This is a genomic window from Massilia aerilata, assembly GCF_042656905.1.
In the GTDB taxonomy this organism is placed as follows: domain Bacteria; phylum Pseudomonadota; class Gammaproteobacteria; order Burkholderiales; family Burkholderiaceae_D; genus Telluria; species Telluria aerilata.
On the sequence record NZ_JBHSMZ010000024.1, the window covers coordinates 157211 to 183190 of the forward strand.

Below are 25980 nucleotides of genomic sequence, written 5' to 3' on the forward strand. Positions count from 1 at the left end.
CCGCTCCTGATTATTTGACACCGAGGCTCTTCTTGGCCTCTTCCAGCAGGTCGGTCTTGACCCACTCCTTCGCCGCAGGCGGTTTGGCCATGCGGCCGACGCCGGTCTTGTACATGATGTCGGTGGTGATCTGGATGTGCTCCGGCGTGATGTCGTAGGTGTACTGCGCGTTGTCCATCGCGTCGCGGAAGTCGTCGCTGGTGATCTGGCCCTTGAACACGACGTCGCGCACGTACTTCTCGGCCAACGCCGGGTCCTTGATGAAGGTGCTGGTGGCCTGCACGAAGCAGCGCATGAACTTCTCGGCCAGCGGGCGCTTGGTGGTATAGAACTTCTCGGTCATGACCATGGTCCGCACCGGCTCGCCGATCGGGGTGTCGTAGGGCTTGAGCATCTCGGTGCCGAAGCCCTTGTTGATGGCCTGCGAGGACTGCGGTTCGGACTGCATCATGGCGTCGATGTTCTTGCCCAGCAGCGCCTGGTTCAGGTCGGCGTAGGCCAGGAACACCAGCTGCACATCCTTGCCCGGCGCAGCGTCGGCGCTCAGGCCGGCTTTCTGCAGCTCGGCCATCAGCAGCACTTCCTGGATCCCGCCGCGGGTCACGCCGACCTTCTTGCCCTTCAGGTCCTTGACGGTCTTGATATTGCTGCCCTGCCCTGCCACCAGGCGCGCGCCGCCCTTGGCGAAGCCGGCCACCACGTAGATCGGCGCATTGCCGGCACGGCCGGAAATCGCCGCTTCCGAAGCGGTGGTGCCGACGTCGATTTCGCCGGCGATGATCGCCTGCATCACGTCCAGGCCCTTGGCGAACACGCGCTCCTCGACCTTGATGCCGCACTTCGGTGCGATCTCCTTGATGTACGACACCGCGCCATAGTGCGCGAACTTCAGGTTGCCGAGCCGGACGACCTCCTGGGCCTGGGCGCTGCCCGCGGCCAGCAGGGCGGCGATGAGGAAGGTCTTGCCGAACACTTTTGCTGTCATTGCTGTCTCCGTTATGTGTCGAACTGCGAAACCGTTTATTTCAATGAGGCTATAACGTTAATGAACGGATTGTCAAACCGTACAATTACTTACTTACCAAGTATCAAATACACCAACCAAGAATCAACGTTTCCATTTGACTTTTTCGCTTGCGCAGCTCCCAAGCCAGGTCTTGACCAGCAAAAACATGCCCCGACATGCGGTAAAATGGCGGTTTGCGCCCAATCACAATCTAGGTAGAACACACCATGCTGGATAACCTGACCCAACGCCTTGCCAAGGTCGTCAAGACGATGCGCGGCGAGGCGCGCCTGACCGAATCGAACACCGCCGAGATGCTGCGCGAAGTGCGCCTGGCCCTGCTCGAGGCGGACGTCGCGCTGCCGGCCGTCCGCGAATTCATCGCCAAAGTAAAGGAAAAAGCGCTGGGCGAAGAAGTCATCGGCTCGCTGTCCCCCGGCCAGGCCCTGGTCGGCGTGGTGCAGAAGGAGCTGGCGGCCCTGATGGGCGCCGACCTCGGCCCCGAGGCATCCCAGCTCTCGTTCGCGCAGCAGCCGCCGGCGATCATCCTGATGGCCGGCCTGCAGGGTGTGGGCAAGACCACCACCACCGGCAAGCTGGCGAAGTACCTGAAAGAACAGAAGAAGAAGGTCCTGACCGTCTCCGCCGACGTCTACCGTCCTGCCGCAATCGCGCAGCTGGAGTCGGTCACCAAACAGGTCGGCGCCGACTTCTTCCCGTCCACCGCCAGCGACAAGCCGGTCGACATCGCCCTGGCCGCGCTGGACTGGGCCAAGAAGCACTACCACGACGTCCTGATCATCGACACCGCCGGCCGCCTGGCGATCGACGAGGCGATGATGCAGGAGATCGCCGCGGTCCACGCTGCGGTCAAGCCGATCGAGACCCTGTTCGTGGTCGACGCCATGGTCGGCCAGGATGCGATCAACACCGCCAAGGCTTTCAATGAAGCGCTGCCGCTGACCGGCGTGATCCTGACCAAGCTCGATGGCGACTCGCGCGGCGGCGCGGCGCTGTCGGTGCGCCATGTGACCGGCAAGCCGATCAAGTTTGCCGGCGTGTCCGAAAAGCTGGACGGCCTGGAAGCCTTCGATCCGGCCCGTATGGCCAACCGCGTGCTGGGCATGGGCGACATCCTGGCCCTGGTCGAGGAAGCGCGCAAGGGCGTGGACATGCAGGCCGCGGCCGACATGGCCAACAAGATCAAGTCGGGCGGTAAGTTCGACATGAACGACTTCAAGGCCCAGCTGACCCAGATGAAGAAGATGGGCGGCATGTCCGGCCTTCTGGACAAGCTCCCGGCCCAGTTCCAGCAGGCCGCGGCCGGCGCCAACATGGACCAGGCCGAAAAGCAGGTGCGCCGCATGTGCGGCATCATCGACTCGATGACGCCGCAGGAACGCGCCAAGCCGGAACTGATCAAGGCCAACCGCAAGCGCCGCATCGCCGCCGGCGCCGGCGTGCAGGTGCAGGAAGTGAACCGCATGCTGACCCAGTACGATCAGATGAACACGATGATGAAGAAGCTGAAAGGCGGCGGCATGATGAAGATGATGCGCGGGATGAAGGGCATGATGCCCGGCATGCGCTGACTGCTTTCCCGCTTCGAGGAGCCGTGCGTGGCAGCCGCTGCGCACGGCTTTTTTACGTCTTGGGGGCGTGATTTTTCACTCTTGGGCGCCGTTGTTGGCACCATCTGCTGTTTTAGGGCTTGTAAGAGTGAAAAAATTTCGAAAAAGACTTGCATGAACACTAAAACCCTACCAATATAAGCCGGTGCGTACATTGCGCAATTTTCCATGTGTTCCGATTAGGAGGCTTGAAGATGGCAACAGCCAAAAAAACCACCGCAGCGCCGGCCAAGAAAGCCGCCGCCAAGCCGGCCGCAGCGGCGAAGCCGGCAGCTAAGAAAGCAGCAGCTCCTGCCAAGGCAGCAGCACCGAAAGCAGCAGCAGCAAAGAAGCCGGCAGCAGCGCGCAAGCCCAACGCCGCCTTCATGAAAGAGATGACCCCGTCGGCGACCCTGGCCGCAGTGGTGGGCAACAAGCCCCTGCCGCGTACCGAAGTCACCAAGAAAGTCTGGGACTACATCAAGGCGCAAAACCTGCAGGACGCTGCAAACCGCCGCATGATCAACGCCGACGACAAGCTGAAAGCCGTCTTCGGTGGCAAGGCCCAGGTATCGATGTTCGAGATGACCAAGCTGATCTCGGATCACCTCAAATAAAAAAGACACAGGCCGCCCCGCTGGCCCGATACCAGTCCAAATGAAAAGCCCCGGTTTTGCCGGGGCTTTTTGTTTGTGCCGTCGCCCCCGCGCAGGCGGGGGTCCAAGTTTGGCGAGTCGCTACGAACTTGGGTTCGCGCCTGCGCGGGAACGACGAGTCAGAGCCCGCCGGCCGCCTTCATCAACTCGAACACGCGGGTGTTCTCGATCGTCCCCTTGAACGGGGCCGAGCCCGCCCCCACCGCGTACAGCTTCACGTCGCCGCCGCCATGGCCCTCGCCGGGCAGGCGCACGCCCGCTTCCTGGTGGTAGTCCGCCGCCATCGCGCGGGCCTCGTCGACGTCGGCGCGGGCATCGAGCCGGTTCGGACCGCCGCCGTAGACCAGGGTCGTGTAGGTCTTGCCGTCCGCGTCGCGCGCCGGCTCGCCGGTCGCATAATCGCGCACGATGCCGAGGATGGGGTTGCCGCGTTTCGGATAGCCGTTCATCACCATCGTGTGGTCATGGTCGGCCGTCACCACGATCAGCGTGTGCTCCAGGCCGGGATCGATGCGCCGCATGCGCTCGACGGTGGCCTGGATCGCGTTGTCGAAATCGACCACCTCTTCCAGCGCGTTCTTCGCGTTCGAGTCGTGCAGCGCGTGGTCGATCTTGCCGCCTTCGACCATCAGGAAGAAGCCCTTCGGATTCTTCGACAGGAGCTCGATCGACTTGGCCGCCATCTCGGCCAGGGTCGGCTGGGTGGGCTTGCGCGCCAATGCGTAGTCGAGGTGGCTGTCGGCGTAGATGCCGACGAACTTCCGGTTCGGCAGGGCCGACATCATGTCCGCGCGGGTGGACGCCACGAAGTAGCCGCGCGCCTTGAACTCGGCCAGCAGGTCGCGCCCGTCCGCGCGGCCTTTCGGATTGGCCTTCGCATCGAAGGGCGTGAAGAAGGGCCGGCCGCCGCCCATCAGCACGTCGACGCCGTCCTTCAGGCGCTCGTTGTAGCCGGCGCCGCCCGGCACGATCTGCTGCGCGATCGTGTACACCGTGTTGCGGTTGCAGATATGGGCGAAGGTCGAGGCCGGGGTGGCGTGGGTCAGCTCGGTGCTGGTGACCGCGCCGACGGAACGGCCGGCGGCCTTGGCCAGTTCCAGCATGGTCATCGGCGCCGTGCCGTTGCTGTCGCCGCAGCGGTCCAGCGTCGGGTTGCCGTTCGCATCCTTGCCCGGCGATTGCGGCTTGGCGTCCTTCAGCGAGATCACGTCGTTGTTGATCTTCACGCCGGTCATGTAGGCGCCCATCGACGGTGCGCTGTCGGTGACCATCGCGTCCGCGGAATAGGTCTTGATGCGCGCGGTGCGGTCGAGGCGCTCGAAGTTCAGCAAGCCCTCTTCCTTGTATTTGTAGATGCGCGCGGCCGTGATCGTGGTCGGGCCCATGCCGTCGCCGAGGAAGAAGATGATGTTCTTCGCCGGCGCCTGTGCAAAGGCCTGGGAACTGAATGCGGCCGCCAGCAGCGCGTAGAAGTGGATTGTTTTCATCGTGATGTCCTTGCGCCGCTTACCAGCCGGCCGCTTCCTTGATGAGGGTGAACACGCGGGTATTGTCGATGGTGCCGCGGAAGACTTCCGCGCCGGCGCCCGCCGCGCCCAGGTAGACGTCGGCGCCGCCGTGGGTTCCGGACTTCATGCGCACCGCCGCTTCCTGGTGATAGTCGTCGGCGCTGACGATGGCGTCCGTGAGGCCGGCCTGCGCCGCGCGGCTGCCCTGCACCCGGTGTTCGCCGGTGCCGAAGCCGAGGATGGCGTAGGGCGCGCCGTCCTTGTCCAGTTTGAGCTTGCCGTCGGGGAGGCTGCGCACCAGGCCCAGCACGCCGGGTTTTTCAGGCGTGGTCGGGCCGCTGCGCGGCGAGTAGCCGTTGATCAGCAGGGTGTGGTCGTGGTCGGCGGTGGCGACGACCAGCGTGTGCTTCAGGCCCGGATCGGTCTTTCGTGCCTCGTCGATGGCGGCTTTCAAGGCGGCGTCGAAGGCGGCGGTTTCCTGCAGGGCGCGCTTGGCGCGGGTGGCGTGCAGGGCGTGGTCGATCAGGCCGCCCTCCACCATCAGGAAGAAGCCTTGATCGGCGCTGCGCTGGCTCAGCAGCGAGACCGCCTTGCGCGCCATCTCGGCCAGGCTGGGCTGCCTGGCCGGATCGCGTTCGGCGTCGTAGGCCAGGTCCTCCTGCGCGAACAGGGCGATCGCAGGCTGGCTTGACGGCGCCAGCGCCGCGAAGCCGGCCGCATCGTTCGCCACGCGGTAGCCGCGCGCCTGCAGCTCGGCCAGCAGGTCGCGGCCATCGCTGCGCTTGCCACCGGCCGCGGCCGGCCTGAAATATTGGGCGCCGCCGCCGAACACCAGATCGAGTCCAGCGCCAAGGGCCGCGTTGTAGCCGGCGCCGCCCGGCACCATCATCGCTGCGATCTGGTTCTGCAGCTTGCGGTGGCAGGCGTGGGCATAGGTTGCCGCCGGGGTGGCGTCGGTGACGCTGGTGGTGGTGACGATGCCGGTGGCCAGGCCGCGCGCCTTCGCCAGTTCCAGCAGGGTCGGCACGGATTGGCCGTTGGTGCAGCGGCTGCTGCCCTCAAGCGCCGGCGCGATCGCGCTGGTATCGCCCGACATCGAGATCACGCCGTTGTTCTGCTTCACGCCGGTCATGTAGGCGGACATCGAGGCCGCGCTGTCGGTCACCTGGGCGTCGTTCGAGAAGGTCTTGACGAAGGCCGATTCGGGCAGCGTGTCGATGGTCAGCTCGCCACTTTCGCCCACCGCGTAGATGCGCGCGGCGGTCAGGGTGTTGATGCCCATGCCGTCGCCGAGGAAGAAGATGACGTTGCGGGCGCGCTCGATATCGCGGGCCTGCAGCGTGCCCGCGGTAGACGGCGGCGGCGCGGTGGCGCAGCCGCTCAGCGTGGCGGCGCCGCAGGCCATCAGTACGCCGGCGGCGAAGGTGGTCAATCGCATGCTTGCTCCTGGACGAGGAAAGCACGAAGTCTAGCCGATAAAAGGACGCAAGAGCAGATACAGCCCGAGCGCAAACAAACCGATGAAGAAGCAGCGGCGGAACAGCGCGGGCCGGATGCGGCCGCGGATCCGCTGGCCGAGCATCATGCCGGCCAGCGCCGGGACCAGCGCGGCAAAGGACAGTCCAGCCGCCTGCATCTGGAACTGCCCGGCCAGCAGCAGCGAAGCCACCAGCGCGATGGTGGACGTCGTGAAGGCCAGGCCGAGCGCCTGCGCCAGCGCATCCGGTCCCATCTGGCGTTCGAGTTTCAGGCCGAGCAGATAGGGCACGGCCGGGATCACGAACACGCCGGTGGCGGCAGTCACCGCGCCCGTGACCAGCCCGACCACGGGCGAGGCGGCGCGCTCGCCGCTGGGCGGCACGTGCAGCGCGAAGTTCGCCAGCCCGGCCGCCGCATACATCATCAAGGCGCCGCCCAGCGCCGCCACTGCATCGGCGGCAGCACCGGCCGGCAGCAGCATGCCCCCTAGCAGGGTGCCGGCGGCGATCCCGGCCAGCATCGGCCACAAACGGCGCGCCAGGGCCCACGCGGAGGGACCCGCCGCCAGCTGCCACACATTCGTCACAAGCGAAGGCACAACCAATAAAGCGGCCGCCTCGCGCGGCGCCATCATCATCCCCAGCAGGCCGACCGCGAGCGTCGGCAGTCCGGGTCCGACCACGCCCTTGACCAGGCCGGCGAGCACGAACACCAGTGCGATCAAGGCCAAATCGGCCGGTGCGTGGGCGTGTAAGATAGAGAGAAGAGCGTCCATGCCGAAGATTCTGACGCATCGCAGGCGCTTGCAGAATGAGGGATATCCGCAGCCAGCCTTCGGCTTATCCGAAGGCTAAAGTAAAAGAGAACATATGAGATTCGACCTGGTCGACATGCAGCTCTTCGTGCACGTGGTGGAAGCCGGCAGCATCACCGGCGGCGCCACGCGCGCCCATTTGTCGCTGGCCTCGTGCAGCGAACGCATCCACGGGATGGAGGCGACGCTGGGCGTGCCGCTGCTCCTGCGCGGGCGCCGCGGCGTCACGCCGACGCCCGCCGGCGAGGCCCTGGTACGGCATGCGCGCCTGGTGTTCCAGCAGCTGGAGCGCATGCGCGCCGAGCTGGGCGACCATGCGGAAGGCTTGAAGGGCACGGTGCGGCTGCTGTGCAACACGGCCTCGCTGAGCGAATACCTGCCGGATGCCCTGACCGGCTTCCTGGCGCGCCATCCCCACGTCGGCATCGAACTGGAAGAGCGCACCAGCCACGAGGTGGCGAAGGCGGTGCGCGAAGGCGCCGCCGACCTCGGCATCCTGGCGGACGCGGTCGACCTGTCGCAGCTGGAGAGCTTCCCCTTCCGCACCGACCGCCTGGTGGCGGTGGCCACGCCCGAACTGGCGCAGGTGCTGTCGCCGGATGGCCGGCCGGTGGCCTTCGTACGCCTGACCGACTTCGACCAGGTCGGCCTGGCCGGCGACAGCGCCCTGTCCAGCTACCTGGAACTGCAGGCGCGGCGCCTCGGACGCACTTTGCATGCGCGCGTGCGCCTGCGCGGCTTCGAGGCGATCTGCAGGATGGTGGAAGCCGGCGTGGGGGTCGGCATCGTGCCCGAACCGGCGGCGCGGCGCTGCGCGCAGTCGATGAAGATCACGGTGCTGGAGCTGGCGGATGCGTGGGCGCCGCGGCAGCTGGCGATTTGCGTGCGGAGTTTTGATGCGTTACCGCGGCATGCGCAGCAGTTGGTGGATGCATTGCGGGCGTGAACGTGGGCACGGGGCGCCCACGCGTCACGGTGAAAAAAATCAATTCAACGCGATGGCAGTAGAAGCCGCCTTGAAATCCCAATTCTTCCAGGCCGCCAGCACCGCATTCGGATACTCCGGCCTGCCGCGGCTGCCGTTGTAGCGCCCCAGCGCCAAATAGAGATTGCCGCCTTCCATGTCGATGTACATGCGCAGGATCGAGCAGCCGTAGCGCAGGTTGGTCTGCATGTCGAACAGCGCGCGGCGGTTGGAGTCGCCGATCACCTTGGTCCAGAAGGGCATCACCTGCATGTAGCCGCGCGCGCCGACGATCGACACCGCGTACTTGCGGTAGGCCGACTCCACTTGAATGAGGCCCAGCACCAGCCCCGGATCGAGGCCGGCGCGGGTCGCTTCGTACCAGGCCGACTCGAGGAACTCGGTGCGCACCTGCTCGTCCGGCAGGCGGCGCTTCAGGCGGTTCGACATCGCATCGAACCATTGCTGATAGCGCGCCTGGGCGGTGGCGTCGCGGAAGACCGGCTTGGGCGGACGGCCGTCGCGGATCGCCCGTTCGAGCGCCAGCCGGACCGAATCGGCCAGCGCTTCTTCCTTCTGGCTGCCGGCACAGGCCGCGCCGCTGCTCATCAATAAAGCGGCGAACAGCGCGGTGCCGAGCCAGGCCGAGGCCTGACGAATCGAGCGTGCCAGCATCACTTGCCCAGTTTGCCTTTGACGAAGGCCACCATGTCCGCTGCCGGGACGGCGCTCGCTTCAGGATCGCGGCGGCCCTGGTATTCCAGGTTGCCTTCCTTGAGACCGCGCTCGCCGATCACCACGCGGTGCGGCACGCCGACCAGCTCCCAGTCGGCGAACATGGCGCCCGGACGCAGGCCGCGGTCGTCGACGATGACGTCGACGCCGGCCGCCTGCAGCTCGGCGTACAGGCGGTCGGTCTCCGCCTTCACCAGTTCGCTGCGGTCGTAGCCCATCGGGCACAGGACGATCTCGAACGGCGCGATCGCGTCCGGCCAGACGATGCCCTTGTCGTCGAAGTTCTGCTCGATGGCGGCGCCCAGGATGCGGGTCACGCCGATGCCGTAGCAGCCCATCTGCATCGGCGCCGGCTGGCCCTTCTCGTCCAGGTAGACGCAGTTCATCGCGGCGGAATAGGCGGTGCCGAGCTGGAACACGTGGCCCACTTCGATGCCGCGCTCGATCGCCAGCACGCCCTTGCCGTCCGGCGAAGCGTCGCCCTCGACCACGTTGCGCAGGTCGGCGACGACGGGCTCCGGCAGGTCGCGGCCCCAGTTGGCGCCCGTGAAGTGGTACTCGGCTTCGTTGGCGCCGCAGACGAAATCGGCCATGTTGGCGACCGTGCGGTCGGCCACGACCTTCACCGGCTGCTTGGCGGCGATCGGGCCCAGGTAGCCCGGCACGCTGCCGTAGGCTTCCAGGATCTCGGCTTCGGTGGCGAAGCGGAAGTCCTTCAGGCCCGGGACCTTCGAGACCTTCACTTCGTTCAGCTCATGGTCACCGCGCAGCAGCAGCAGCCAGTTCTCTTTCGTGAGCTTGCCATCGACCTCGTTTTCGACGGTCAGCGCGATCGACTTGACGGTCTGCGACAGTTCCAGGCCCAGCAGCTTGGCCACCTGCTCGCACTTGGTGGTGTTCGGGGTCGAGGTCTTGGTGAGCGTTTGCGTGGCCGCGCCGCGCGAAGCGATCAGCGGCAGCGCCTCGGCCGCTTCCATGTTGGCGGCGTAGTCGGAGCTCGGGCAGTAGACCAGCGCGTCCTCGCCGGTGCTGGCGATCACGTGGAACTCGTGCGAGCCGGTGCCGCCGATCGCGCCGTTGTCGGCGGCGACCGCGCGGAACTTCAGGCCGAAGCGGTTGAAGATCTTCACGTAGGCGTCGAACATGGTCTGGTACGACTCCTGCATGCCGGCGACGTCGCGGTCGAAGGAATACGCATCCTTCATGGTGAACTCGCGGCCGCGCATCAGGCCGAAGCGCGGACGGCGCTCGTCGCGGAACTTGGTCTGGATGTGATAGAAGTTCAGCGGCAGCTGGCGGTAGCTCTTGACCTCGGTGCGCACGACGTCGGTCACGACTTCTTCCGAGGTCGGCTGCAGCGCGAAGTCGCGGCCATGGCGGTCCTTGAGGCGCAGCAGTTCCGGACCCATCTTGTCCCAGCGGCCCGTCTCCTGCCACAGTTCGGCCGGCTGAACCAGCGGCATCAGCAGCTCGATGCCGCCGGCCTTGTTCATTTCTTCACGAATGATGGCCTCGACCTTGCGGATCACGCGCAGGCCCAGCGGCATATAGGTATAGATGCCGGAGCCGATGCGCTTGATCATCCCGGCCCGCATCATCAGTTTGTGGCTGACGATCTCCGCGTCGGACGGCGCTTCTTTGAGCGTTGAAATAAAAAATCGTGAGGCGCGCATATCGATGAATTCTTTTTAAAAAGAGAGGGTTATAATCGACCTAATTTTAAAGGATTAGCTGGCCGATGCATCCAATCTTTATACAAATGGCTCCGAAAGAAGTGGTGCATGCCGTTGTTCCGATGCGAGTTAACGGCAGAGACCCCAGGAACCGTAAGTAAAAATATAAGAGAGAAGACCAAGGCTGGCAGAAAGTTTCGAGGTGAATCATGCTCGATCGTGAAGGGTTCCGCCCCAACGTCGGCATCATCCTGCTGAACGCCAACAACGAGGTGTGGTGGGGCAAGCGGGTGCGCGAGCACTCATGGCAGTTTCCGCAAGGGGGTATCAAGTACGGCGAGACGCCCGAACAGGCAATGTACCGCGAGCTCGAGGAAGAGATCGGCCTGCGCCAGGAGCACGTCAGGATCGTGGGCCGCACCCGCGACTGGCTGCGCTACGAAGTGCCGGATCACTTCATCAAGCGCGAAGTACGCGGCCATTACCGCGGCCAGAAGCAGATCTGGTTCCTGCTGCGCATGGTCGCGCGCGATAACGACGTCAACCTGCGCCTGACCGACCATCCGGAGTTCGACGCCTGGCGCTGGCACGACTACTGGGTGCCGCTGGACGTGGTCATCGAGTTCAAGCGCGATGTCTACCAGCGCGCGCTGCAGGAATTGTCGCGCTTCCTCACCTGGCCCGCGGGTGGCCAGGGCGAGCGCCGCCATACGTCGCGCTACCTGCGCCAGCCGCACGAGCGGCGCAGCCATGAAAGAAGCAATGGCGGCAACAATGGCGCCGGGAATGGCAATAGCAGCGGCAATGCCCAGGCCGGGAACAGGCAAGTCGCCAACGCCAGCAACAAGGCAGTGGTGGCGGCCACCAAGGCCATTGCCGACGCGTCCGGTAGTTCCACGCTGGTCATGGAGCGCGATAAAGAGTAGTCGTAGCGTAAAAGCAACAAAATAGAAGGCGAGCGTGTAGAGCAATCGACACGCTTGCCTTTTTGCATTTATAGATTGCAATATTTACAAGGTTGCAATGTAGAATCATTCCCATGACGATACGACACCTCCGCCATCCGCTGGCACTGCTGTTTGCGGGCAGCCTGGGCACTACCCTGCTCCATCCCATTCCGGCGCGCGCCGATGACGCGCCGCGCTGCACCTATGTCGAAGTGGGCGACATGCCGCTCAAATACGCCGGCCAGTCCCTGGTGCCGGCCGTCGACGGCGTGATCGACGGCGCGCCCGCCGTGATGCTGGTCGATACCGGCGCCTTCGAGACCTCGCTGACCATGAACGCGGTCCTCAAGCGCGACCTGGCCCTGCACATGACGGGGCGCATCGTCCAGGGCGTCGGCGGCTCCTCGCGCCTGTATTACGCCCGCACCGGCGAGTTCGCGATCGGCCCGGTCAAGAGCCCCAGGAAGCAGACCAATCTGCTGGTGATCGGCGAAACCAGCTTCACGCCGGCCTTCGACGCCCTGGTCGGCGCCCCCTTCCTGCTGCAGGCCGACATGGAATTCGACCTGCACGCCAAACGCATGAAGTTCTTCCGTCCGCAAAACTGCAACAGCGACAGCCCCCTCAACTACTGGAAGGAGCCGACGGTTGCCGTGCCTTTCGTGGTCAGCCGCAGCACGAGTCCGAATCCGCACTTCACGGTGCTCGTCAACGGCAAGGAGCTGGACGCCATGATCGACACCGGTGCGCACGCCAGTTTCCTGACGCTGCGCGGCGCCAAGCAGCTCGGCATCGACGTCAAGAGCGCGGACGTCACCCGCCTGCGCGACAGCGGCGGCATCGGCTCGGAACGTGCTTCGAACTGGAGCGCACCGGTGAAATCGGTGCAGATCGGCGGCGAGATCATCAACGACGTCAAGCTCGGGATCGTCGATGTCCAGAGCGAGATGAATACCGAACTGTTCCTGGGCCAGGACTTCCTGCGCACCCACCGCGTGCTGTTCGCGATGAGCCAGCGCAAGGTCTACATCGCCTACCTCGGCGGCGAGATTTTCACCCGCGGCGCCGGGCTCGAACCCTGGATCGTGCAGGAGGCCGACGGCGGCAACGCCGATGCCCAGTATGCCCTGGCCTATATGCTCAACACCGGCCGCGGCGCGCCGCGCGATCCGCAACAGGCCCAGTCCTGGCTCGAGAAGGCCGCCGCCGCCGGCCAGCCCAACGCCACTTTGGCGCTGGGACGCCAGCGCATGCAGGCCAACCGCTTCGGCGAGGCGATTCCACTGCTGCGCGCGGCCCTCGACCAGCTGCCGGCCGAGCGCCTCGGCGCGCTGTGGCTGTTCGACGCGCGCGTGCACGAAGGCCAGTCCGAGCTGGCGAAGACCGAGCTGGCGGCCACCCTGAAGAAGCAGCGCAACGACGACTGGCCGCAGCCGATCGCCGAGTTCTACCTCGGCAAACTGGATGCGAAAGGCTTGCTGGAGACCGCCGCCAAAGACAGGCAGTCCGCGCATGCGCGCACCTGCATGGCGAATGGCTATATGCGCGAATGGCACATGGCGCGCGGCGAGAACGCGCAGGCCGAAGCGCTGATGGCCATCCTGAAGGCCGACTGCGCGCCCGCGCGCCCGGCCGCAAGCGCGCCCGTTCCCGCCGCTGCGCCTTGAAGCCGGCAGCACCACACCCAACAAACCAAGGACACACCATGAAACTGCGCACCGCCGCCGCGGCCCTGGCCCTGCTGCTCCCCGTTTTTTCCCACGCCGCCGGCGACGCCGGCAGCTGCCGCTACGTCCCGGTGGCCAAGCTGCCGATCACGTATACGGATGCCAGCCACCGCGCCATCGTCACGGGCGCCGTCAACGGCAAGCCCGCACGCATGATCGTCGATACCGGCGCCTACCGGACTTCGCTGTTCCGCGCCGGCGCCGAGCGGCTCGGCCTGCCGCTCGACACGACCGGCAAATATTCGCGCGGTATCGGCGGCGCCTCGGTCAACTATGTCGCCCGTGTCGACGATTTCTCGGTCGGCATCGCGCACAGCGGCAAGGCGCCCATCAATGTCATCGGCAATGCGAGCAGGATGGACGGCGACGCGCTGGTCGGCGTCGACTTCCTGCTGCAGACCGACATGGAGCTCGCGCTGGCGGACAACTACCTGCAGTTCTTCCGCGCCAGCGGCTGCGGCGACACCTTCCTTGCCTACTGGGACAGCAACGCCATGGAAATCCCCTTCAGCGGCAAGGAAGAGCGCTCCAACAAGCCCTATGTGACGGTGGAGCTGAACGGCGTGAAGCTGAAGGCGATCCTCGATACCGGCGCGCCGCACAGCAGCGTCACCCGCCGTGCCGCCGAACTGGCCGGCGTCCGCATCGACGATCCGGGCGTGCGCAAGGGCGCCAAGACCGGCGGCATCGGCGACGAGCGGGTCGACACCTGGTTCGCCACCTTCGACAGCTTCAGCATCGGACCGGAGAGCATGAAGCGTGTCGAACTCGCGGTCCACGAGGATGCCTCGGTCGGAGCCCTGCCGGTCGACATGCTGCTCGGCGCCGACTTCCTGCGCACCCACCGCATCCTGTTCGCGATGAGCCAGGACCGCCTGTACATGAGCTACCTGGGCGGCGATCCCTTCCCGCCGCGAAGGGCGCCAAAAGCGCCGTAAGCGCCGCCGCGTTACAATGGTGCCTGTTTTGTTTGCAGGCACCCACCATGTTCACCCCCTCCTCCAACGACGTGCGCCGCTTCTTCTGCGAAGCCTGGCGCAAACGCCGCGCCGGCGAGATCCTGACCCCGATGGACGCCATCGCCGCCGACTGGATCGACCAGCATCCCGAATACCACGACGCCCTGCTGGACGCAGACGATGCCGTCGCGCGCGACTACTCGGTCGAAGGCGGCCAGCCGAATCCCTTCCTGCACCTGTCCATGCACTTGTCGATCGCCGAGCAGATCTCGGTCGACCAACCGCGCGGCATCAAGGCCGCGCACGATGCGCTGGCCGCGCGCATCGGCGAGCATGAGGCCCACCACGAAATCATGGAATGCCTGGGCGAGATGATCTGGACCTCGCAGCGCAGCAGCCTGCCGCCGGATGCCGAAGCCTATATCGACTGCGTGCGCCGCCGGGTGCGCTGATTTCGCAGGGCATATGCACATCGAATTGCCATAAATGAAACTTTCCTCGTAGAATTTATGGATGAATACGACCCTGTGCCGCGCGCTTGCGCGCCTGAGCCTGGGCGCGGCCTGCGCCCTCTTGCCCCTCGCCCACGCCGCCGCTGAACCGGCCAAGTGCCGCTACGCGCCGATCGGCAAGCTGCCGCTCCGCTACAGCGGCCCCAGTCTGGAAATCACGACCCAGGGCATCATCAACGGCACGCCGGCCGAGCTGCTGGTCGACAGCGGCGCTTCCCAGACCTATTTGACGCGCACCGGCACCGAGCGGCGCGGCATCCGCGCCTATGCGACCGGCCGGCGCGCCACCGGCATCGGCGGCATGTCCGCCATCTATGCCTCCATCGTCAACGAATTCATCGTCGGCCCGGTGCGCGCGGGGCGCAGCAACATGCCGGTGCTGGGCAGCTTCGGCTACACGCCTTCCTACGACGGCATCCTCGGCGCCCCCTTCCTGTTCCAGACCGACGTCGAAATCTCGCTGGCGGCCAAGGAGCTGACCTTCTTCGTGCCCGAAAACTGCGGCGCGACCTTTCTCGGTTACTGGGGCGGCGGCATCAGCGCGGTGCCGCTGCGGCGGCATAACCAGAACCACATGAATCCCCAGTTCCTGGTGCGCATCAACGGCAAGGAGCTGGAGGCGATGATCGACAGCGGGGCCGCCGTCAGCTCGATCACCAGCCACGCCGCCAGGCGCCTCGAGATCCCTTTCGACACGCCCGGCGCCGCGCGCGGCGGGGACCTGGTCGGCATCGGCAACTACACGACCTCGCGCTGGTACGTGACGGTCAAGAGCTTCCAGCTCGGCGATGAAACCGTGGAGAACGCCGAGATGGCGGTGGTGGACTCCGGCCTCAATGACGTCGACGTGACGCTCGGCGCCGACTTCCTGCGCGCGCACCGGGTGCTGTTCGCGATGAGCCAGACCAGGCTGTATTTTTCGTACGTGGGCGGCGAGCCCTTCGGCCAGCGCCGCACGCTCGAGCCCTGGGTCGTGGCCGAAGCGGAGAGCGGCAACGCCGATGCCCAAATGACGCTGGCCGAGGCCTATGCAGGAGGAAAGCTGGCGCCGCGCGACGACGCACGCGCCTACGACTGGCTGGAAAAGGCGGCCAAAGGCGGCAGCGCCCACGCCAACCTGCTCACCGGCCGCCATCTGGTGCAGCGCCAGGACTACGCCGCGGCCGCGCCGCGCCTGCGCACCGCGCTCGACAAGCTGCCGGCCGAACGCGACGGCGCCCTGCTGCTCTACGTCGCCCGCGTGGGCAGCGGCCAGGCCGAGCTGGCGAAGTCCGAGCTGGCCGCGACCTTCGCGCGCGGCGACGCCGATGAATGGCCGAAGCCGATCGCCGACTTCTATCTCGGCACGCTCTCCGCCGACAAGCTGCTGGCGCAGGCGGCGGACGACCGCAAGGAGGGTAAGGAACGCCGCTGCGAGGCGCTGTCGGCGATGGGTAACTGGCACCGTGCGCACGCCCAGCCGGACCAGGCGAAAGCGCTGGATGCGCAGCTGAAAACTTCGTGCAGCGAGTAGGGTGGGCACCCCGTGCCCACCCTACCTATTCAAGCTAGCTTGTCGTCAGCCACGCGATAGCGCGGGTCTTCCGGCAAATTCACTTCGATCATGTCGCGCGCGCGCTCCAGCAGCTCGCGGCAGTCGGGGCTCAGGTGGCGCAGGTGCAGGCGCTTGCCCACGCTGCGGTAACGCTCGGCCAGCGCGTCGATGGCCTGGATCGCCGAGTGGTCCGCCACGCGCGCGCGGCGGAACTCGACCACCACGTCCCGCGGGTCTTCCTTCGGTGCGAACAGTTCCTGGAAACCGGCCACCGAGGCAAAGAACAGCGTGCCTTCCAGCTCGTAGACTTTCCAGCCCTGGCCATCCACACTGGTGGCAACGCGAATTTGTTTGGCGTGCTGCCAGGCGAACACCAGCGCCGAGACGATCACGCCCACCACCACCGCCGTCGCCAGGTTGAAGGCCAGGGTCACGCCGGCCACCAGCACCACCACCAGCGCATCGGCGCGCGGCACCTTGCCGAACAGGCGGAACGTGCCCCACTCGAAAGTCTTCTCGCAAACCACGAACATCACCCCGATCAGCGCCGCCAGCGGGATCTGCTCGATCACGCTCGAGCCGAACAGGATGAACGACAGCAGGAACAGCGAGGCCGCGATGCCCGACAGGCGGCTGCGGGCGCCGTTGCCGATGTTGATCATGCTCTGGCCGATCATGGCGCAGCCGCCCATGCCGCCGAACAGCGCGGTGACGATGTTCGCCGCGCCCTGGGCCATGCTTTCGCGGTTCGGCTGGCCGCGCGTGTCCGTGATCTCGTCGATCAGGGTCAGCGTCAGGAGGGTCTCGATCAGGCCGACGCCGGCCAGCACCAGCGAATACGGGAACACGATGCGCAGCGTCTCCAGGTTGAAGGGCACGTCCGGGATGTGGAAGCTCGGCAGGCCGCCGGCGATGGAGCCGAGCTGGCCGACGGTCCTGGTGTCGATGTGCAGGAAGTGCGCCAGCAGCGCCACCGCCAGGATGCCGACCAGCGTCGCCGGCACCGCCTTGGTGAGCTTCGGCGTGACATAAATGATCGCCATCGTCAGCGCCACCAGGCCGAGCATGGTCCACAGCTGCGGTCCGCTCATCCAGCCGCCGCCAACCTTGAAATGCTCGAACTGGGCGACGAAGATCACGATCGCCAGGCCGTTCACAAAACCCAGCATGACCGGATGCGGCACCATGCGGATGAACTTACCGAGCCGCGCCAGCGCGAACAGGATCTGCAATACGCCCATCAGGACGATGGCGGCGAACAGGTATTGCGCGCCATGCTGGACCACCAGCGCCACCATCACCACCGCCAGCGCGCCAGCGGCGCCCGAGATCATGCCGGGACGGCCGCCGAAGGCCGAGGTGATAAATGAAACCAGCACGGCGGCGTACAGGCCGGTCAGCGGCGACACGTGGGCCACCAGCGCAAAGGCGATGGCTTCGGGGACCAGCGCCAGCGCGACGGTCAGGCCGCTCAGCAGGTTGGTCTTGATATGGGAAGGCGATACGGTGGACAAGGCGGGCTCCAGAAAAGCAAAGTCCGCCGGCACGGGCCGGCGGACCTGAGAGACCGCTATTTTAACTCTTGAGACTTATTTGCGGACCACCAGCGGGCCGGGCAGGCTTTGAAGGTAAGCCGCGATGTCGACCATGTCGCGGTCCGACAGCGGCTGGGCCATGCCGGCCATGATCGGGTTGTTACGGCCGTTCATGACCTTGTCGCCGCGCTTGTAGGCGGTCAGCGCGTGCACCAGGTAGTCGGCGTGCTGGCCGGCCAGCTTCGGGTAGCTCGGGTCGATCGGGGTCTTGTAGTCGGCGCCGTGGCAGGACGCGCAGTTGTATTTCTTGGTCAGCTCGGCGCCGCGTGCGGTGTCGCCGCCGGCAAAGGCGGACGCGGACACCGACAGGGCCGCGGCGCAGGACAAAACGAGGATCAGTTTATTCATGGCGTCGCGGGCTCATTTGGTGGGCGTGGCGGCCGACTGCTGCGAATAGTAGGCGGCGATGTCGGCGATGTCCTGGTCCGACAGCACCTTGGCGGTCGGGGTCATCTGCGGATGCTTGCGGTCGCCCTTCTTGTAGGCCTGCAGGGCGGCTTCGATGTATTTGGCGGACTGGCCGCCGATCATCGGCACCTGGTAGACCTCGGGGAAAGCGGTCTTGTATTCGGGGATGCCATGGCAACCGATGCACTGCTCGATCTTGTTCGGCGCTGCCTTGGGATTGGCGACGATGTCGGCAGCGCCAGCGACGCCTGCCGCGCCGGCGGCGGCGGCAAACATCAGTACTGCTAATGATTTTTTCATGATTGGGAATCGTAAGGTTGAATCGGAACCGCAACTGCCCAAAAACTTAGCATTTGTACTACGAAGAGCCGATTCTATCCGAATAACATCTGTCAGTCTACAGAGCAACAATTCTGCGGCGCCCGGGCATCTGACTTATACTCGATGACCATTCCTTATCGATCGCGTAAACGCCCATGCACGCCTCCCAACGCTTCGAAGGCAGCGACACCTATGTCGCCACCGATGACCTGAAACTGGCCGTGAACGCCGCCCTCACCCTGGCCCGCCCGCTGCTGATCAAGGGCGAGCCCGGCACCGGCAAGACCATGCTGGCCGAGGAAGTGGCGGCGGCGCTGAACATGCCGCTGCTGCAATGGCACATCAAGTCGACCACCAAGGCGCAGCAAGGCCTGTACGAATACGACGCCGTCTCGCGCCTGCGCGATTCGCAGCTGGGCGACGAGCGCGTGCGCGACATCCACAACTACATCGTCAAGGGCGTGCTGTGGCAGGCGTTCACGGCGCCCGAGCCGGTGGTGCTGCTGATCGACGAGATCGACAAGGCCGACATCGAATTCCCGAACGACCTGCTGCGTGAACTCGACCGCATGGAATTCCATGTGTACGAGACCCGCGAGATGGTGGTGGCCAGGCACCGCCCGCTGGTCATCATCACCTCGAACAACGAGAAGGAGCTGCCGGACGCCTTCCTGCGCCGCTGCTTCTTCCACTACATCAAATTCCCGGACCGCGGGACGATGGCGGAGATCGTCAAGGTCCACTACCCGAACCTGAAGCAGGACCTGCTGGCGGCCGCGCTCGAAAGCTTCTTCCAGCTGCGCGACGTGGCGGGCCTCAAGAAGAAGCCGTCGACCTCCGAGTTCCTGGACTGGCTCAAGCTGCTGCTGGCCGAGGACATCCCGGTCGAGGCCCTGCGCAGCCAGGATGCGAAGACCATCGTGCCGCCGCTGCACGGCGCCCTGCTGAAGAACGAGCAGGACGTGCACCTGTTCGAGCGCCTGGTGGCGATGGCGAGGCACAACCGATGATCCGCGTCGATCCCGTCACCCTCGAATTCAACGGCGTGCGCCTGGAGCCCCTCGGCCTGCACCACGCCGACGGCCTGCGCACGGCCGCCGCGGACGGCGAGCTGTGGAACCTGCGCATCACCTCGGTGCCGGCGCCGGAAGAGACCGAACGCTACATCCGCAGCGCGCTGGAGATGGACAACCGTGTCGCTTTCGCCGTGATCGACGTCGCCGGCGGTACGGTGATCGGCGCCACCAGCTACCATGACATCATGCCTGCGATCGACCGCGTCGAAATCGGCTGGACCTGGTACGCCAGGAGCCGCCAGCGCAGCCACGTCAACACCAGCTGCAAGCTGCTGCTGCTCTCGCACGCCTTCGATACGCTCGGCTGCGCGGTGGTCGGCCTGCGCACCGATAACTTCAACCACGCCTCGCAGGCGGCGATCGAGCGCCTGGGCGCGAAGAAGGATGGCGTGATCCGCCACCACGCCCTGCGCCGCGACGGCACCGTGCGCGACACCGTCATGTACAGCATCCTGCGCGGCGAATGGCCCGAGATCAAGTCGCAGCTGCACTATCGCTTGAGCCGCCATAGCGAGAGCTGAGCCATGTTGATCGGCTTCTTTTTCGCCCTGCGTGACGCCAAGGTCCCGGTCACGATCAAGGAATTCCTGACGCTGCTGGAAGCGCTGGAGAAGAACGTGATCGCGCCCTCGCTGGATGCGTTCTACTACCTGTCGCGCCTGACGCTGGTGAAGGACGAAGCCCACTTCGACAAGTTCGACAAGGCCTTCGGGCTCTACTTCAAGGGCATCGAGGCGGTGTTCGACGCCAAGGCGGACATCCCGCTCGACTGGCTGATCCAGCGCCTGGAGCGCGAGCTGACGCCCGAGCAGAAGGCCGAGCTGCAGAAGCTGGGCTACGACAAGCTGATGTCGCGCCTGGCCGAGCTGCTGAAGGAGCAGAAAGAACGCCATGAAGGCGGCAGCAAGTGGATCGGCACCGGCGGCACCTCGCCCTTCGGGAATGGCGGCGCCAATCCGGAAGGCATCCGCATCGGCGGCAAGAGCAGGAACCGCACCGCGGTCAAGGTCTGGGAACAGCGCGAATACAAGGACTACGACGGCGAGCGCGAACTGGGCGTCCGCAACATCAAGGTGGCGCTGCGCCGCCTGCGCCGTTTCGCCCGCACCGGGGCGGCCGAGGAACTGGCGCTGGACGACACCATCCGCTCGACCGCCAACAACGCCGGCTGGCTGGACATCAGGATGCAGCCGGAGCGAAAGAACCGCATCAAGGTGCTGATGCTGCTGGACGTCGGCGGCACCATGGACGACCACATCGAACGCACCGAGGAACTGTTCTCGGCGGCGAAGACCGAATTCAAGAACATGGAGTTCTTCTACTTCCACAACTGCGTCTACGACTACCTGTGGAAGAACAACCGCCGCCGCAGCTCCGAGCGCTTCCCGACCTGGGACGTGCTGCGCAAATACCCGCCCGACACCCGCGTGATCTTCGTCGGCGACGCCACCATGAGCCCCTACGAAGTGCTGGCCCCGGGCGGCTCGGTCGAGTACAACAACGAAGAAGCCGGCGCCGAATGGCTGGCGCGCTTCTGCCACGCCTTCCCGAAGTTCGCCTGGCTGAATCCGGAGCCGGAGAGTTTGTGGCAGTACCGGCAGTCGATTGCCGTGATCCGGCAGATCATGAATAACCGGATGTTTCCGGTGACGATAGACGGGTTGGAACGCGCGATGAGCTTATTAAGCAAGTAGGGTGTTCACCCCGTGCCCAGGATTACGCGCGCGTCTGGATCGCGTGCCGCACGATCAACAAACCCACGATATCGATCCACGCATGCACCAGGATCGAAGCAATCAATCCCACATACTCGAACACGAAGCCCAGCACCACGCTGCCGGCAAACACGCTGGCGGCCTGCGCGATCGCGGCGCCGTCCAGCTTGCGGAAGCGGTACACCGGCACGTGCGTCAGCAGGAACAGCAGCGAGACGATCCACACGCCCAATAGCGGCTGCAGCGCCGCTCGGAACAGCACCTCTTCGCCGATGGCGGCGGCGATGCTGATCCACAGCGGATTCAGGCCGCGCAGGTCCAGGCGCGCGTAGCTTTCGACGGTCCTGGCGCTGGAAGCCGAGCTGGCCGTCAGCTTGAACAGCAGCCAGGAGACCAGCGCCGCGATCAAGGCCAGCACCTGGCCGACCAGCAGCTGGGTCAGCGGCCCGGCGGGACGGCTGAAGATCGTCAGCGGCTCCGGCCGGGTGAACCAGATGATGGGGGCGGCGATCAGGCAGAACACCAGGCAGGTCAGCACCTGGGAGCCAAGACGGATGGGGGCGCGGGCGCCGGTCTGGGGCGGCGGCGTTTCGATATGGGGCGTTTGGTTCATCCCGCCATTTTATCGCAGCGCGGATGCCCCGCTCTTCCAGTCTTCCTACACGCAATCGTGCGCGCGGACGGCTCTTGTAGAATCGGCGCGTACATCATGCCATTTTGACAAAAGGAACCTGCATGCCGGATTTGTTGGCGATCCTGGGCAGTCTGTCCTGGCCGGTCGCGATCACGCTGGCCTGGCTGGCCGGCGAATTCGGCCAGCGCTGGACCGGCCTGCCGCGTATCAGCTTTTACGGCCTGGTCGGCTTCCTGCTGGCCGCGCCCCAGCTGGGCGTGCTGCCCTCGCCCGAGCCCGGCACCGCGCTGCTGCTGGCCGACGTCGCCTTCGGCCTGATCCTGTTCGAGCTCGGCTACCGCATCAACCTGCGCTGGCTGCGCACCAATCCCTGGATCGGCGTGTCCGGCCTGGCCGAGGCCCTGCTCACTTTCGTGACCGTGTACTACATCGCCAGGGCCTTCGGCGTGGCCGTGATCAACGCCCAGATGCTGGCTTCGCTCTCGATGGCGACCTCCCCGGCCACGGTGGTCCGCGTGATCAACGAACAGAAGAGCTCGGGCCAGGTGACGGAGCGCGCCCTGCACCTGTGCGCGCTGAACTGCGTGCTGGCGGTATTCGCCTTCAACGTCAGCGTCGGTCTGTGGATCTTCCGCACCTCCGAGGACCTCGGCGATGCGCTCTGGAACAGCCTGGTGGTGCTGGCCGTCTCCGCGTTTTCCGGCGTCGTGTTCGGCCTGGTCGTGCCGGCGGTGCTGCGCGTGCTCGGCAAGCCGGCCCAGGACGCCACCGTCGCCTTTGCGCTGGCGGTGATCCTGCTGGTCTCGGTCACCTATACGCTGGGCCTGTCGCCGGTGGTCGCCACACTCGCCTTCGGCCTGATGGCGCGCCACCGCCGCATCGCCTTCAGCCAGGCGCAGCGCAACTTCGGCGCCCTCGGCGAGCTGCTGACCGTGGTGCTGTTCGTGTTCGCCGCGTCCACCCTGGACTGGCAGAAGATCCTGGCCGGCGGCGCCATGGCGGTGGCGCTGGTGCTGGCGCGCCTGCTGACCAAGCTGCTCGGCGTGATGGCCTTCGCGCACCTGGCCGGCATCTCCTGGCGCAAGGGCGCGCTGACCGGGGTCGCGCTGGCGCCGCTGTCGGTGTTCGTGATCCTGCTGCTCGAGCATGCGCGCCACGCCGGCGTGCAGGTGGTCGACGAGCTGCGCGCGATCGCCGCGGTGACCATGCTGCTCGAATTGTTCGGGCCCATCATCCTGCAGCGCGCCCTGGTGTGGGCACGCGAAGCCCCGGAGCCGCGCCATGCCGCTTGAAGCCTTCGCCACCTCCGATACCCTGAGCTTCGGCGTCGAGCTCGAATTGCAGCTGGTCAGCCTGTCGGATCTCGACCTGACCCCGGCCAGCCCGGACCTGATGCACCTCCTGAAGCGCAAGCCCTTCCCCGGCAACGTGACGCCGGAGATCACCGAGAGCATGATCGAGATTAACTCGAGCGTGCAGACCCGCTACCGCCCGCTGCTGGCCGAGCTGCTGGAAATCCGCGACACCCTGGTCGCGGCCGGCGACATGCTCAACATCGGCATCGCCGGCGGCGGCACCCACCCCTTCCAGCACTGGTCCGAGCAGCGCATCTCCTCCAAGCCGCGCTACCAGGAACTGTCGACCCTGTACGGCTACCTGGCCAAGCAGTTCACGGTGTTCGGCCAGCACGTGCACATCGGCTGCGCCCACGGCGACGACGCCCTCTACCTGCTGCACGCGCTGTCGCGCTACATCCCGCACTTCATCGCGCTCTCAAGCTCCTCGCCCTTCGTGCAGGGCCACGACTCCGGCTTCGACTCGGCGCGCCTGAATTCCGTCAGCGCTTTCCCGCTGAGCGGCCGCGCGCCCTTCGTGCTGGACTGGGACGAGTTCGCCAATGTGTATTTCGCCAAGATGGAGCGCACCCGCATCATCAAGAGCATGAAGGATTTTTACTGGGACCTGCGCCCCAAGCCGGAGTACGGCACCATCGAGCTGCGGGTGTGCGACACCCCGCTGACGGTGGAACGGGCGGCGGCGCTGGCGGCCTACCTGCAGGCGATCTGCCGGCACCTGCTGGAACGTCGCGATGCGCCACCGGTAGAGGATGATTATCTCGTCTACAACTACAACCGCTTCCAGGCCGCCCGTTTCGGCCTCGACGGCGTGATCACGCATCCGAAGACCTACGAACAGCTGCCGCTGCGCGAGGACATCCTCGCCACCCTCGACCTGATGGAGCCGCACGCCCAGGCGCTGGGCAGCGTCGAGGCGCTGCTGCACCTGGCCGAGGCGGCGTCCGGCGGCAGCGACGCCGCCTGGCTGCGCATGCAGTACGCGCGCCAGGGCAGCTGCGAAGGCATGGTGAATGCGGCGATCCAGCGCTTCAGGGGCGAGCGGCGGATGCGCTAGACGGCAGCGCCAGCTCGTCCGCGACCGCGCGGTGCGCAGATTGCGCCAGGGTCCGCCGATCGGCGCCGCCCGCCTCGAACGCGGGCAGGACAGCCAGGCGCGCGTGAACCGGTCCTCCCGACAGGATCGCGACCATGCTCTCGAGCAGCGAGGTGGTCCCGATGTACTCGACCGCGCCGTGGAAGCGCCCTTCGGGGTCGAGATACCTGATCGATACCGGCTGCACCGGGACGCCCGCTTCGATCGCCGCTTCGAACAGGTTGGCGCGAAACGGCAGCACGCGCCCCTGGGCAGCCGAGGTCCCTTCCGGGAACACCACGACGCGCTCGCCATCGCGCAATGCGGCAACCATGACGGCCATCGTCTGGCGCAGGTCGCGCGGGTTGGCGCGCTGGATGAAAATCGTGCCGGCCCATGCGCACAGGGGCCCGACCAGCGGCCAGCGCCTGACTTCCGACTTGGCCACGAAGCGCGACGGGAACAGTGCGTTGATCACGAAGATGTCGATCCAGGACACGTGGTTCGCGACCCACAGGCCCCGGCCCGCGCCGGCGCCGTCCGCCAGCGCCGCGCGCACGCCGAAGATGCGCAGCAGCTGCATCGACCAGCGGCGAATCCGGCGCATGCGCCGCTCTCGCCCCAGCCAGGGAAACAGCAGCGCGCAAATGCCCAGCCCCAGCAGCAGGTGCGCCAGGACCCGTAGCAGGCGCGCGGCCACCCGCAGTGTCATGCCGTGCTCCTGGTCGCATGCAGCCAGACCGCGGCGATCCGGTCGACGTCTTCATAGCCCGGCGCCCCGACTTCTTCGCCGAACACGTCGGGATCGAGCTCCTCGTAGCGCCATGCCGAACAATGGCGGTCGAGCAGGGGCGCGATCTCCGCCAGGAACTCGTCCTGCTGGCCGGCGATGGCCACCCCGGTATACAAGAGCAGGGCGCCGCCAGGACGCAGGCGCGACAGCGCCGCCGCGACGATCGCCAGCGACAAGCCGGCGCCGCGCCGGCCGCCGCCATGCCGGTAGGCGCGCTTGTCCGCATCGAGCAGATAGGGCGGGTTCGAGACGATCAGGTCGAAATCGCCGCCGACGCTGTCGAACAGGTCGCTGTGGTGGGCGCTGACGTTGGCGGCGCCGGCCAGGCCGGCGTTCACCCGCGTCAGCGCCAGCGCGGCTTCGTTGATGTCGAGCGCAAGCACTTCCGCGTCCGGGTAGCGCCGTGCGATGGCAATCGCGGCCGGGCCGGCGCCGCAACCGACGTCGGCGACACGCGACGGTGGCGCCGCCAGCATCGGCAAGCTGCGCTCGATGGCGGCGACGAAACGGTAGGTATCGGGGCCGAAAAAGACGGCGTCGTCGTGCGTGGTCGGGTAGGCCGAATGGAAAACCACCAGATCTCCCAGGGTCGAGGCCCGGACCATGGCTCGCAAGCCGCCGCCCTCGTCGGCCAGCACGCCGGCCTCCCGCATCAGCGCGAGCAGGTCCGGGGCCACCGCCTCCCGCGCGAACGGCCGGCTCCAGCCGAAAACGTCGCACAGGCCGGCCTTCCCCGTCGCTTCATGGCGGGCATTGACGCGCTGGTGCGTCAGCGGCGTGACGGTCGTGAAGCGGTAGCCTGCGGACTTGAGCGCCTGGCCGATCGCGATGAGCGCGCCCGGCGCGCCCGGCGCCGATGTCGATGTCGAGGACATATTCGATTC

Annotated in this window: 25 protein-coding genes; 13 read left to right on the forward strand and 12 right to left on the reverse strand. The window is 66.1% G+C overall.

Features of this window, described 5'->3' with window-relative positions; translation table 11 throughout:
* Positions 1–10: 10 nt before the first annotated feature.
* Positions 11–985, reverse strand: coding sequence for an ABC transporter substrate-binding protein (locus ACFPO9_RS24155; RefSeq protein WP_379776007.1), 975 nt, complete (start codon positions 983–985; stop codon positions 11–13).
* A gap of 248 nt (positions 986–1233) precedes the next feature.
* Between ACFPO9_RS24155 and ffh the strand changes: the two genes are divergently transcribed.
* Together ffh and ACFPO9_RS24165 are read left to right on the forward strand one after the other, a co-directional pair.
* Entirely contained in the window at positions 1234–2598 is a 1365-nt protein-coding gene (gene ffh, locus ACFPO9_RS24160; RefSeq protein ID WP_379776011.1) for a signal recognition particle protein, read from the forward strand.
* A gap of 233 nt (positions 2599–2831) precedes the next feature.
* Positions 2832–3233, forward strand: a complete 402-nt coding sequence (locus ACFPO9_RS24165; protein WP_230019610.1) for an SWIB/MDM2 domain-containing protein — start codon at positions 2832–2834, stop codon at positions 3231–3233.
* 158 nt (positions 3234–3391) lie between these two features.
* On the opposite strand, the gene ACFPO9_RS24170 is transcribed toward ACFPO9_RS24165, so the two are convergent.
* From ACFPO9_RS24170 to ACFPO9_RS24180, 3 genes are read right to left on the reverse strand one after another with little or no spacing between them, the layout of a single operon-like run.
* Entirely contained in the window at positions 3392–4759 is a 1368-nt protein-coding gene (locus tag ACFPO9_RS24170; protein WP_379776014.1) for an alkaline phosphatase, read from the reverse strand.
* 19 nt (positions 4760–4778) lie between these two features.
* Positions 4779–6218: an alkaline phosphatase gene (locus tag ACFPO9_RS24175; protein WP_379776016.1), complete on the reverse strand. Its 1440-nt coding sequence runs from the start codon at positions 6216–6218 to the stop codon at positions 4779–4781.
* A gap of 30 nt (positions 6219–6248) precedes the next feature.
* A complete protein-coding gene (locus ACFPO9_RS24180) occupies positions 6249–7034 on the reverse strand; it encodes a sulfite exporter TauE/SafE family protein (protein ID WP_379776018.1) in 786 nt (261 codons plus the stop codon).
* 94 nt (positions 7035–7128) lie between these two features.
* On the opposite strand from ACFPO9_RS24180, the gene ACFPO9_RS24185 reads away from it, so the two are divergent.
* The gene (locus tag ACFPO9_RS24185; protein ID WP_379776020.1) at positions 7129–8019 is read left to right on the forward strand and encodes a LysR family transcriptional regulator; all 891 of its coding nucleotides are present in this window, start codon (positions 7129–7131) and stop codon (positions 8017–8019) included.
* Positions 8020–8058: 39 nt separating this feature from the next.
* Here ACFPO9_RS24185 and ACFPO9_RS24190 read toward each other — a convergent pair whose 3' ends face one another.
* Together ACFPO9_RS24190 and ACFPO9_RS24195 are read right to left on the reverse strand one after the other, a co-directional pair.
* A complete protein-coding gene (locus ACFPO9_RS24190; protein WP_379776022.1) occupies positions 8059–8712 on the reverse strand; it encodes a lytic transglycosylase domain-containing protein in 654 nt (217 codons plus the stop codon).
* The gene (locus ACFPO9_RS24195; protein ID WP_379776024.1) at positions 8712–10445 is read right to left on the reverse strand and encodes a proline--tRNA ligase; all 1734 of its coding nucleotides are present in this window, start codon (positions 10443–10445) and stop codon (positions 8712–8714) included. Before ACFPO9_RS24195 ends, ACFPO9_RS24190 begins: the two co-directional genes overlap by 1 nt.
* A 209-nt stretch (positions 10446–10654) precedes the next feature.
* Here ACFPO9_RS24195 and ACFPO9_RS24200 point away from each other — a divergent pair, with 209 nt between their 5' ends.
* The 5 genes from ACFPO9_RS24200 (at position 10655) to ACFPO9_RS24220 (ending at position 16103) form a co-directional block, all read left to right on the forward strand.
* Complete coding sequence (locus tag ACFPO9_RS24200; RefSeq protein ID WP_379776026.1) at positions 10655–11371, forward strand: RNA pyrophosphohydrolase; 717 nt, start codon at positions 10655–10657, stop codon at positions 11369–11371.
* 113 nt (positions 11372–11484) lie between these two features.
* Positions 11485–13059 carry a retroviral-like aspartic protease family protein gene (locus ACFPO9_RS24205; protein ID WP_379776028.1) on the forward strand — a complete coding sequence of 525 codons (1575 nt, stop codon included), beginning with the start codon at positions 11485–11487 and terminating at the stop codon, positions 13057–13059.
* A 38-nt stretch (positions 13060–13097) separates the two neighbouring features.
* Entirely contained in the window at positions 13098–14057 is a 960-nt protein-coding gene (locus ACFPO9_RS24210; RefSeq protein ID WP_379776030.1) for an aspartyl protease family protein, read from the forward strand.
* 47 nt (positions 14058–14104) lie between these two features.
* A complete protein-coding gene (locus tag ACFPO9_RS24215) occupies positions 14105–14530 on the forward strand; it encodes a DUF1841 family protein (RefSeq protein WP_379776032.1) in 426 nt (141 codons plus the stop codon).
* Between the two features lie 61 nt (positions 14531–14591).
* Positions 14592–16103, forward strand: coding sequence for an aspartyl protease family protein (locus ACFPO9_RS24220; protein ID WP_379776034.1), 1512 nt, complete (start codon positions 14592–14594; stop codon positions 16101–16103).
* A 29-nt stretch (positions 16104–16132) separates the two neighbouring features.
* Here the strand turns inward: ACFPO9_RS24220 and ACFPO9_RS24225 are convergent, their stop codons facing one another.
* The 3 genes from ACFPO9_RS24225 to ACFPO9_RS24235 form a co-directional block, all read right to left on the reverse strand.
* Positions 16133–17638 carry a SulP family inorganic anion transporter gene (locus tag ACFPO9_RS24225; RefSeq protein WP_379776036.1) on the reverse strand — a complete coding sequence of 502 codons (1506 nt, stop codon included), beginning with the start codon at positions 17636–17638 and terminating at the stop codon, positions 16133–16135.
* A gap of 75 nt (positions 17639–17713) precedes the next feature.
* Positions 17714–18067: a c-type cytochrome gene (locus ACFPO9_RS24230; protein WP_379776038.1), complete on the reverse strand. Its 354-nt coding sequence runs from the start codon at positions 18065–18067 to the stop codon at positions 17714–17716.
* A gap of 12 nt (positions 18068–18079) precedes the next feature.
* Positions 18080–18427 carry a c-type cytochrome gene (locus tag ACFPO9_RS24235; protein ID WP_379776040.1) on the reverse strand — a complete coding sequence of 116 codons (348 nt, stop codon included), beginning with the start codon at positions 18425–18427 and terminating at the stop codon, positions 18080–18082.
* A 176-nt stretch (positions 18428–18603) separates the two neighbouring features.
* Here ACFPO9_RS24235 and ACFPO9_RS24240 point away from each other — a divergent pair, with 176 nt between their 5' ends.
* The 3 genes from ACFPO9_RS24240 to ACFPO9_RS24250 are packed head-to-tail and all read left to right on the forward strand — an operon-like array spanning position 18604 to position 21218.
* Entirely contained in the window at positions 18604–19458 is an 855-nt protein-coding gene (locus ACFPO9_RS24240; protein ID WP_379776042.1) for an AAA family ATPase, read from the forward strand.
* Entirely contained in the window at positions 19455–20045 is a 591-nt protein-coding gene (locus ACFPO9_RS24245) for a GNAT family N-acetyltransferase (protein ID WP_379776044.1), read from the forward strand. The genes ACFPO9_RS24240 and ACFPO9_RS24245 overlap by 4 nt, the downstream gene beginning before the upstream one ends.
* Positions 20046–20048: 3 nt before the next feature.
* Positions 20049–21218 (forward strand): vWA domain-containing protein, encoded by a 1170-nt coding sequence (locus ACFPO9_RS24250; protein WP_379776047.1) that lies wholly within the window; start codon positions 20049–20051, stop codon positions 21216–21218.
* Positions 21219–21240: 22 nt separating this feature from the next.
* Here ACFPO9_RS24250 and ACFPO9_RS24255 read toward each other — a convergent pair whose 3' ends face one another.
* Positions 21241–21852, reverse strand: a complete 612-nt coding sequence (locus ACFPO9_RS24255) for a CPBP family intramembrane glutamic endopeptidase (protein WP_379776050.1) — start codon at positions 21850–21852, stop codon at positions 21241–21243.
* Between the two features lie 122 nt (positions 21853–21974).
* Here ACFPO9_RS24255 and ACFPO9_RS24260 point away from each other — a divergent pair, with 122 nt between their 5' ends.
* Entirely contained in the window at positions 21975–23165 is a 1191-nt protein-coding gene (locus tag ACFPO9_RS24260; protein ID WP_379776053.1) for a cation:proton antiporter, read from the forward strand.
* Positions 23155–24285, forward strand: coding sequence for a YbdK family carboxylate-amine ligase (locus ACFPO9_RS24265; RefSeq protein ID WP_379776056.1), 1131 nt, complete (start codon positions 23155–23157; stop codon positions 24283–24285). The genes ACFPO9_RS24260 and ACFPO9_RS24265 overlap by 11 nt, the downstream gene beginning before the upstream one ends.
* Here ACFPO9_RS24265 and ACFPO9_RS24270 read toward each other — a convergent pair.
* Together ACFPO9_RS24270 and ACFPO9_RS24275 are read right to left on the reverse strand one after the other, a co-directional pair.
* A complete protein-coding gene (locus ACFPO9_RS24270; protein ID WP_379776059.1) occupies positions 24260–25015 on the reverse strand; it encodes a lysophospholipid acyltransferase family protein in 756 nt (251 codons plus the stop codon). The genes ACFPO9_RS24265 and ACFPO9_RS24270 overlap by 26 nt on opposite strands.
* On the reverse strand, positions 25012–25971 hold the full coding sequence (locus tag ACFPO9_RS24275; protein WP_379776062.1) for a methyltransferase: 960 nt from the start codon (positions 25969–25971) through the stop codon (positions 25012–25014). Before ACFPO9_RS24275 ends, ACFPO9_RS24270 begins: the two co-directional genes overlap by 4 nt.
* Positions 25972–25980 lie beyond the last annotated feature (9 nt).

Coding starts and splice junctions, on each gene's coding strand:
- ACFPO9_RS24155 (WP_379776007.1), bottom strand. CDS start 985: ATGACAGCAAAAGTGTTCGGCAAGACCTTCCTCATCGCCGCCCTGCTG.
- ffh (WP_379776011.1), top strand. CDS start 1,234: ATGCTGGATAACCTGACCCAACGCCTTGCCAAGGTCGTCAAGACGATG.
- ACFPO9_RS24165 (WP_230019610.1), top strand. CDS start 2,832: ATGGCAACAGCCAAAAAAACCACCGCAGCGCCGGCCAAGAAAGCCGCC.
- ACFPO9_RS24170 (WP_379776014.1), bottom strand. CDS start 4,759: ATGAAAACAATCCACTTCTACGCGCTGCTGGCGGCCGCATTCAGTTCC.
- ACFPO9_RS24175 (WP_379776016.1), bottom strand. CDS start 6,218: ATGCGATTGACCACCTTCGCCGCCGGCGTACTGATGGCCTGCGGCGCC.
- ACFPO9_RS24180 (WP_379776018.1), bottom strand. CDS start 7,034: ATGGACGCTCTTCTCTCTATCTTACACGCCCACGCACCGGCCGATTTG.
- ACFPO9_RS24185 (WP_379776020.1), top strand. CDS start 7,129: ATGAGATTCGACCTGGTCGACATGCAGCTCTTCGTGCACGTGGTGGAA.
- ACFPO9_RS24190 (WP_379776022.1), bottom strand. CDS start 8,712: ATGCTGGCACGCTCGATTCGTCAGGCCTCGGCCTGGCTCGGCACCGCG.
- ACFPO9_RS24195 (WP_379776024.1), bottom strand. CDS start 10,445: ATGCGCGCCTCACGATTTTTTATTTCAACGCTCAAAGAAGCGCCGTCC.
- ACFPO9_RS24200 (WP_379776026.1), top strand. CDS start 10,655: ATGCTCGATCGTGAAGGGTTCCGCCCCAACGTCGGCATCATCCTGCTG.
- ACFPO9_RS24205 (WP_379776028.1), top strand. CDS start 11,485: ATGACGATACGACACCTCCGCCATCCGCTGGCACTGCTGTTTGCGGGC.
- ACFPO9_RS24210 (WP_379776030.1), top strand. CDS start 13,098: ATGAAACTGCGCACCGCCGCCGCGGCCCTGGCCCTGCTGCTCCCCGTT.
- ACFPO9_RS24215 (WP_379776032.1), top strand. CDS start 14,105: ATGTTCACCCCCTCCTCCAACGACGTGCGCCGCTTCTTCTGCGAAGCC.
- ACFPO9_RS24220 (WP_379776034.1), top strand. CDS start 14,592: ATGAATACGACCCTGTGCCGCGCGCTTGCGCGCCTGAGCCTGGGCGCG.
- ACFPO9_RS24230 (WP_379776038.1), bottom strand. CDS start 18,067: ATGAATAAACTGATCCTCGTTTTGTCCTGCGCCGCGGCCCTGTCGGTG.
- ACFPO9_RS24235 (WP_379776040.1), bottom strand. CDS start 18,427: ATGAAAAAATCATTAGCAGTACTGATGTTTGCCGCCGCCGCCGGCGCG.
- ACFPO9_RS24240 (WP_379776042.1), top strand. CDS start 18,604: ATGCACGCCTCCCAACGCTTCGAAGGCAGCGACACCTATGTCGCCACC.
- ACFPO9_RS24245 (WP_379776044.1), top strand. CDS start 19,455: ATGATCCGCGTCGATCCCGTCACCCTCGAATTCAACGGCGTGCGCCTG.
- ACFPO9_RS24250 (WP_379776047.1), top strand. CDS start 20,049: ATGTTGATCGGCTTCTTTTTCGCCCTGCGTGACGCCAAGGTCCCGGTC.
- ACFPO9_RS24255 (WP_379776050.1), bottom strand. CDS start 21,852: ATGAACCAAACGCCCCATATCGAAACGCCGCCGCCCCAGACCGGCGCC.
- ACFPO9_RS24260 (WP_379776053.1), top strand. CDS start 21,975: ATGCCGGATTTGTTGGCGATCCTGGGCAGTCTGTCCTGGCCGGTCGCG.
- ACFPO9_RS24265 (WP_379776056.1), top strand. CDS start 23,155: ATGCCGCTTGAAGCCTTCGCCACCTCCGATACCCTGAGCTTCGGCGTC.
- ACFPO9_RS24270 (WP_379776059.1), bottom strand. CDS start 25,015: ATGACACTGCGGGTGGCCGCGCGCCTGCTACGGGTCCTGGCGCACCTG.
- ACFPO9_RS24275 (WP_379776062.1), bottom strand. CDS start 25,971: ATGTCCTCGACATCGACATCGGCGCCGGGCGCGCCGGGCGCGCTCATC.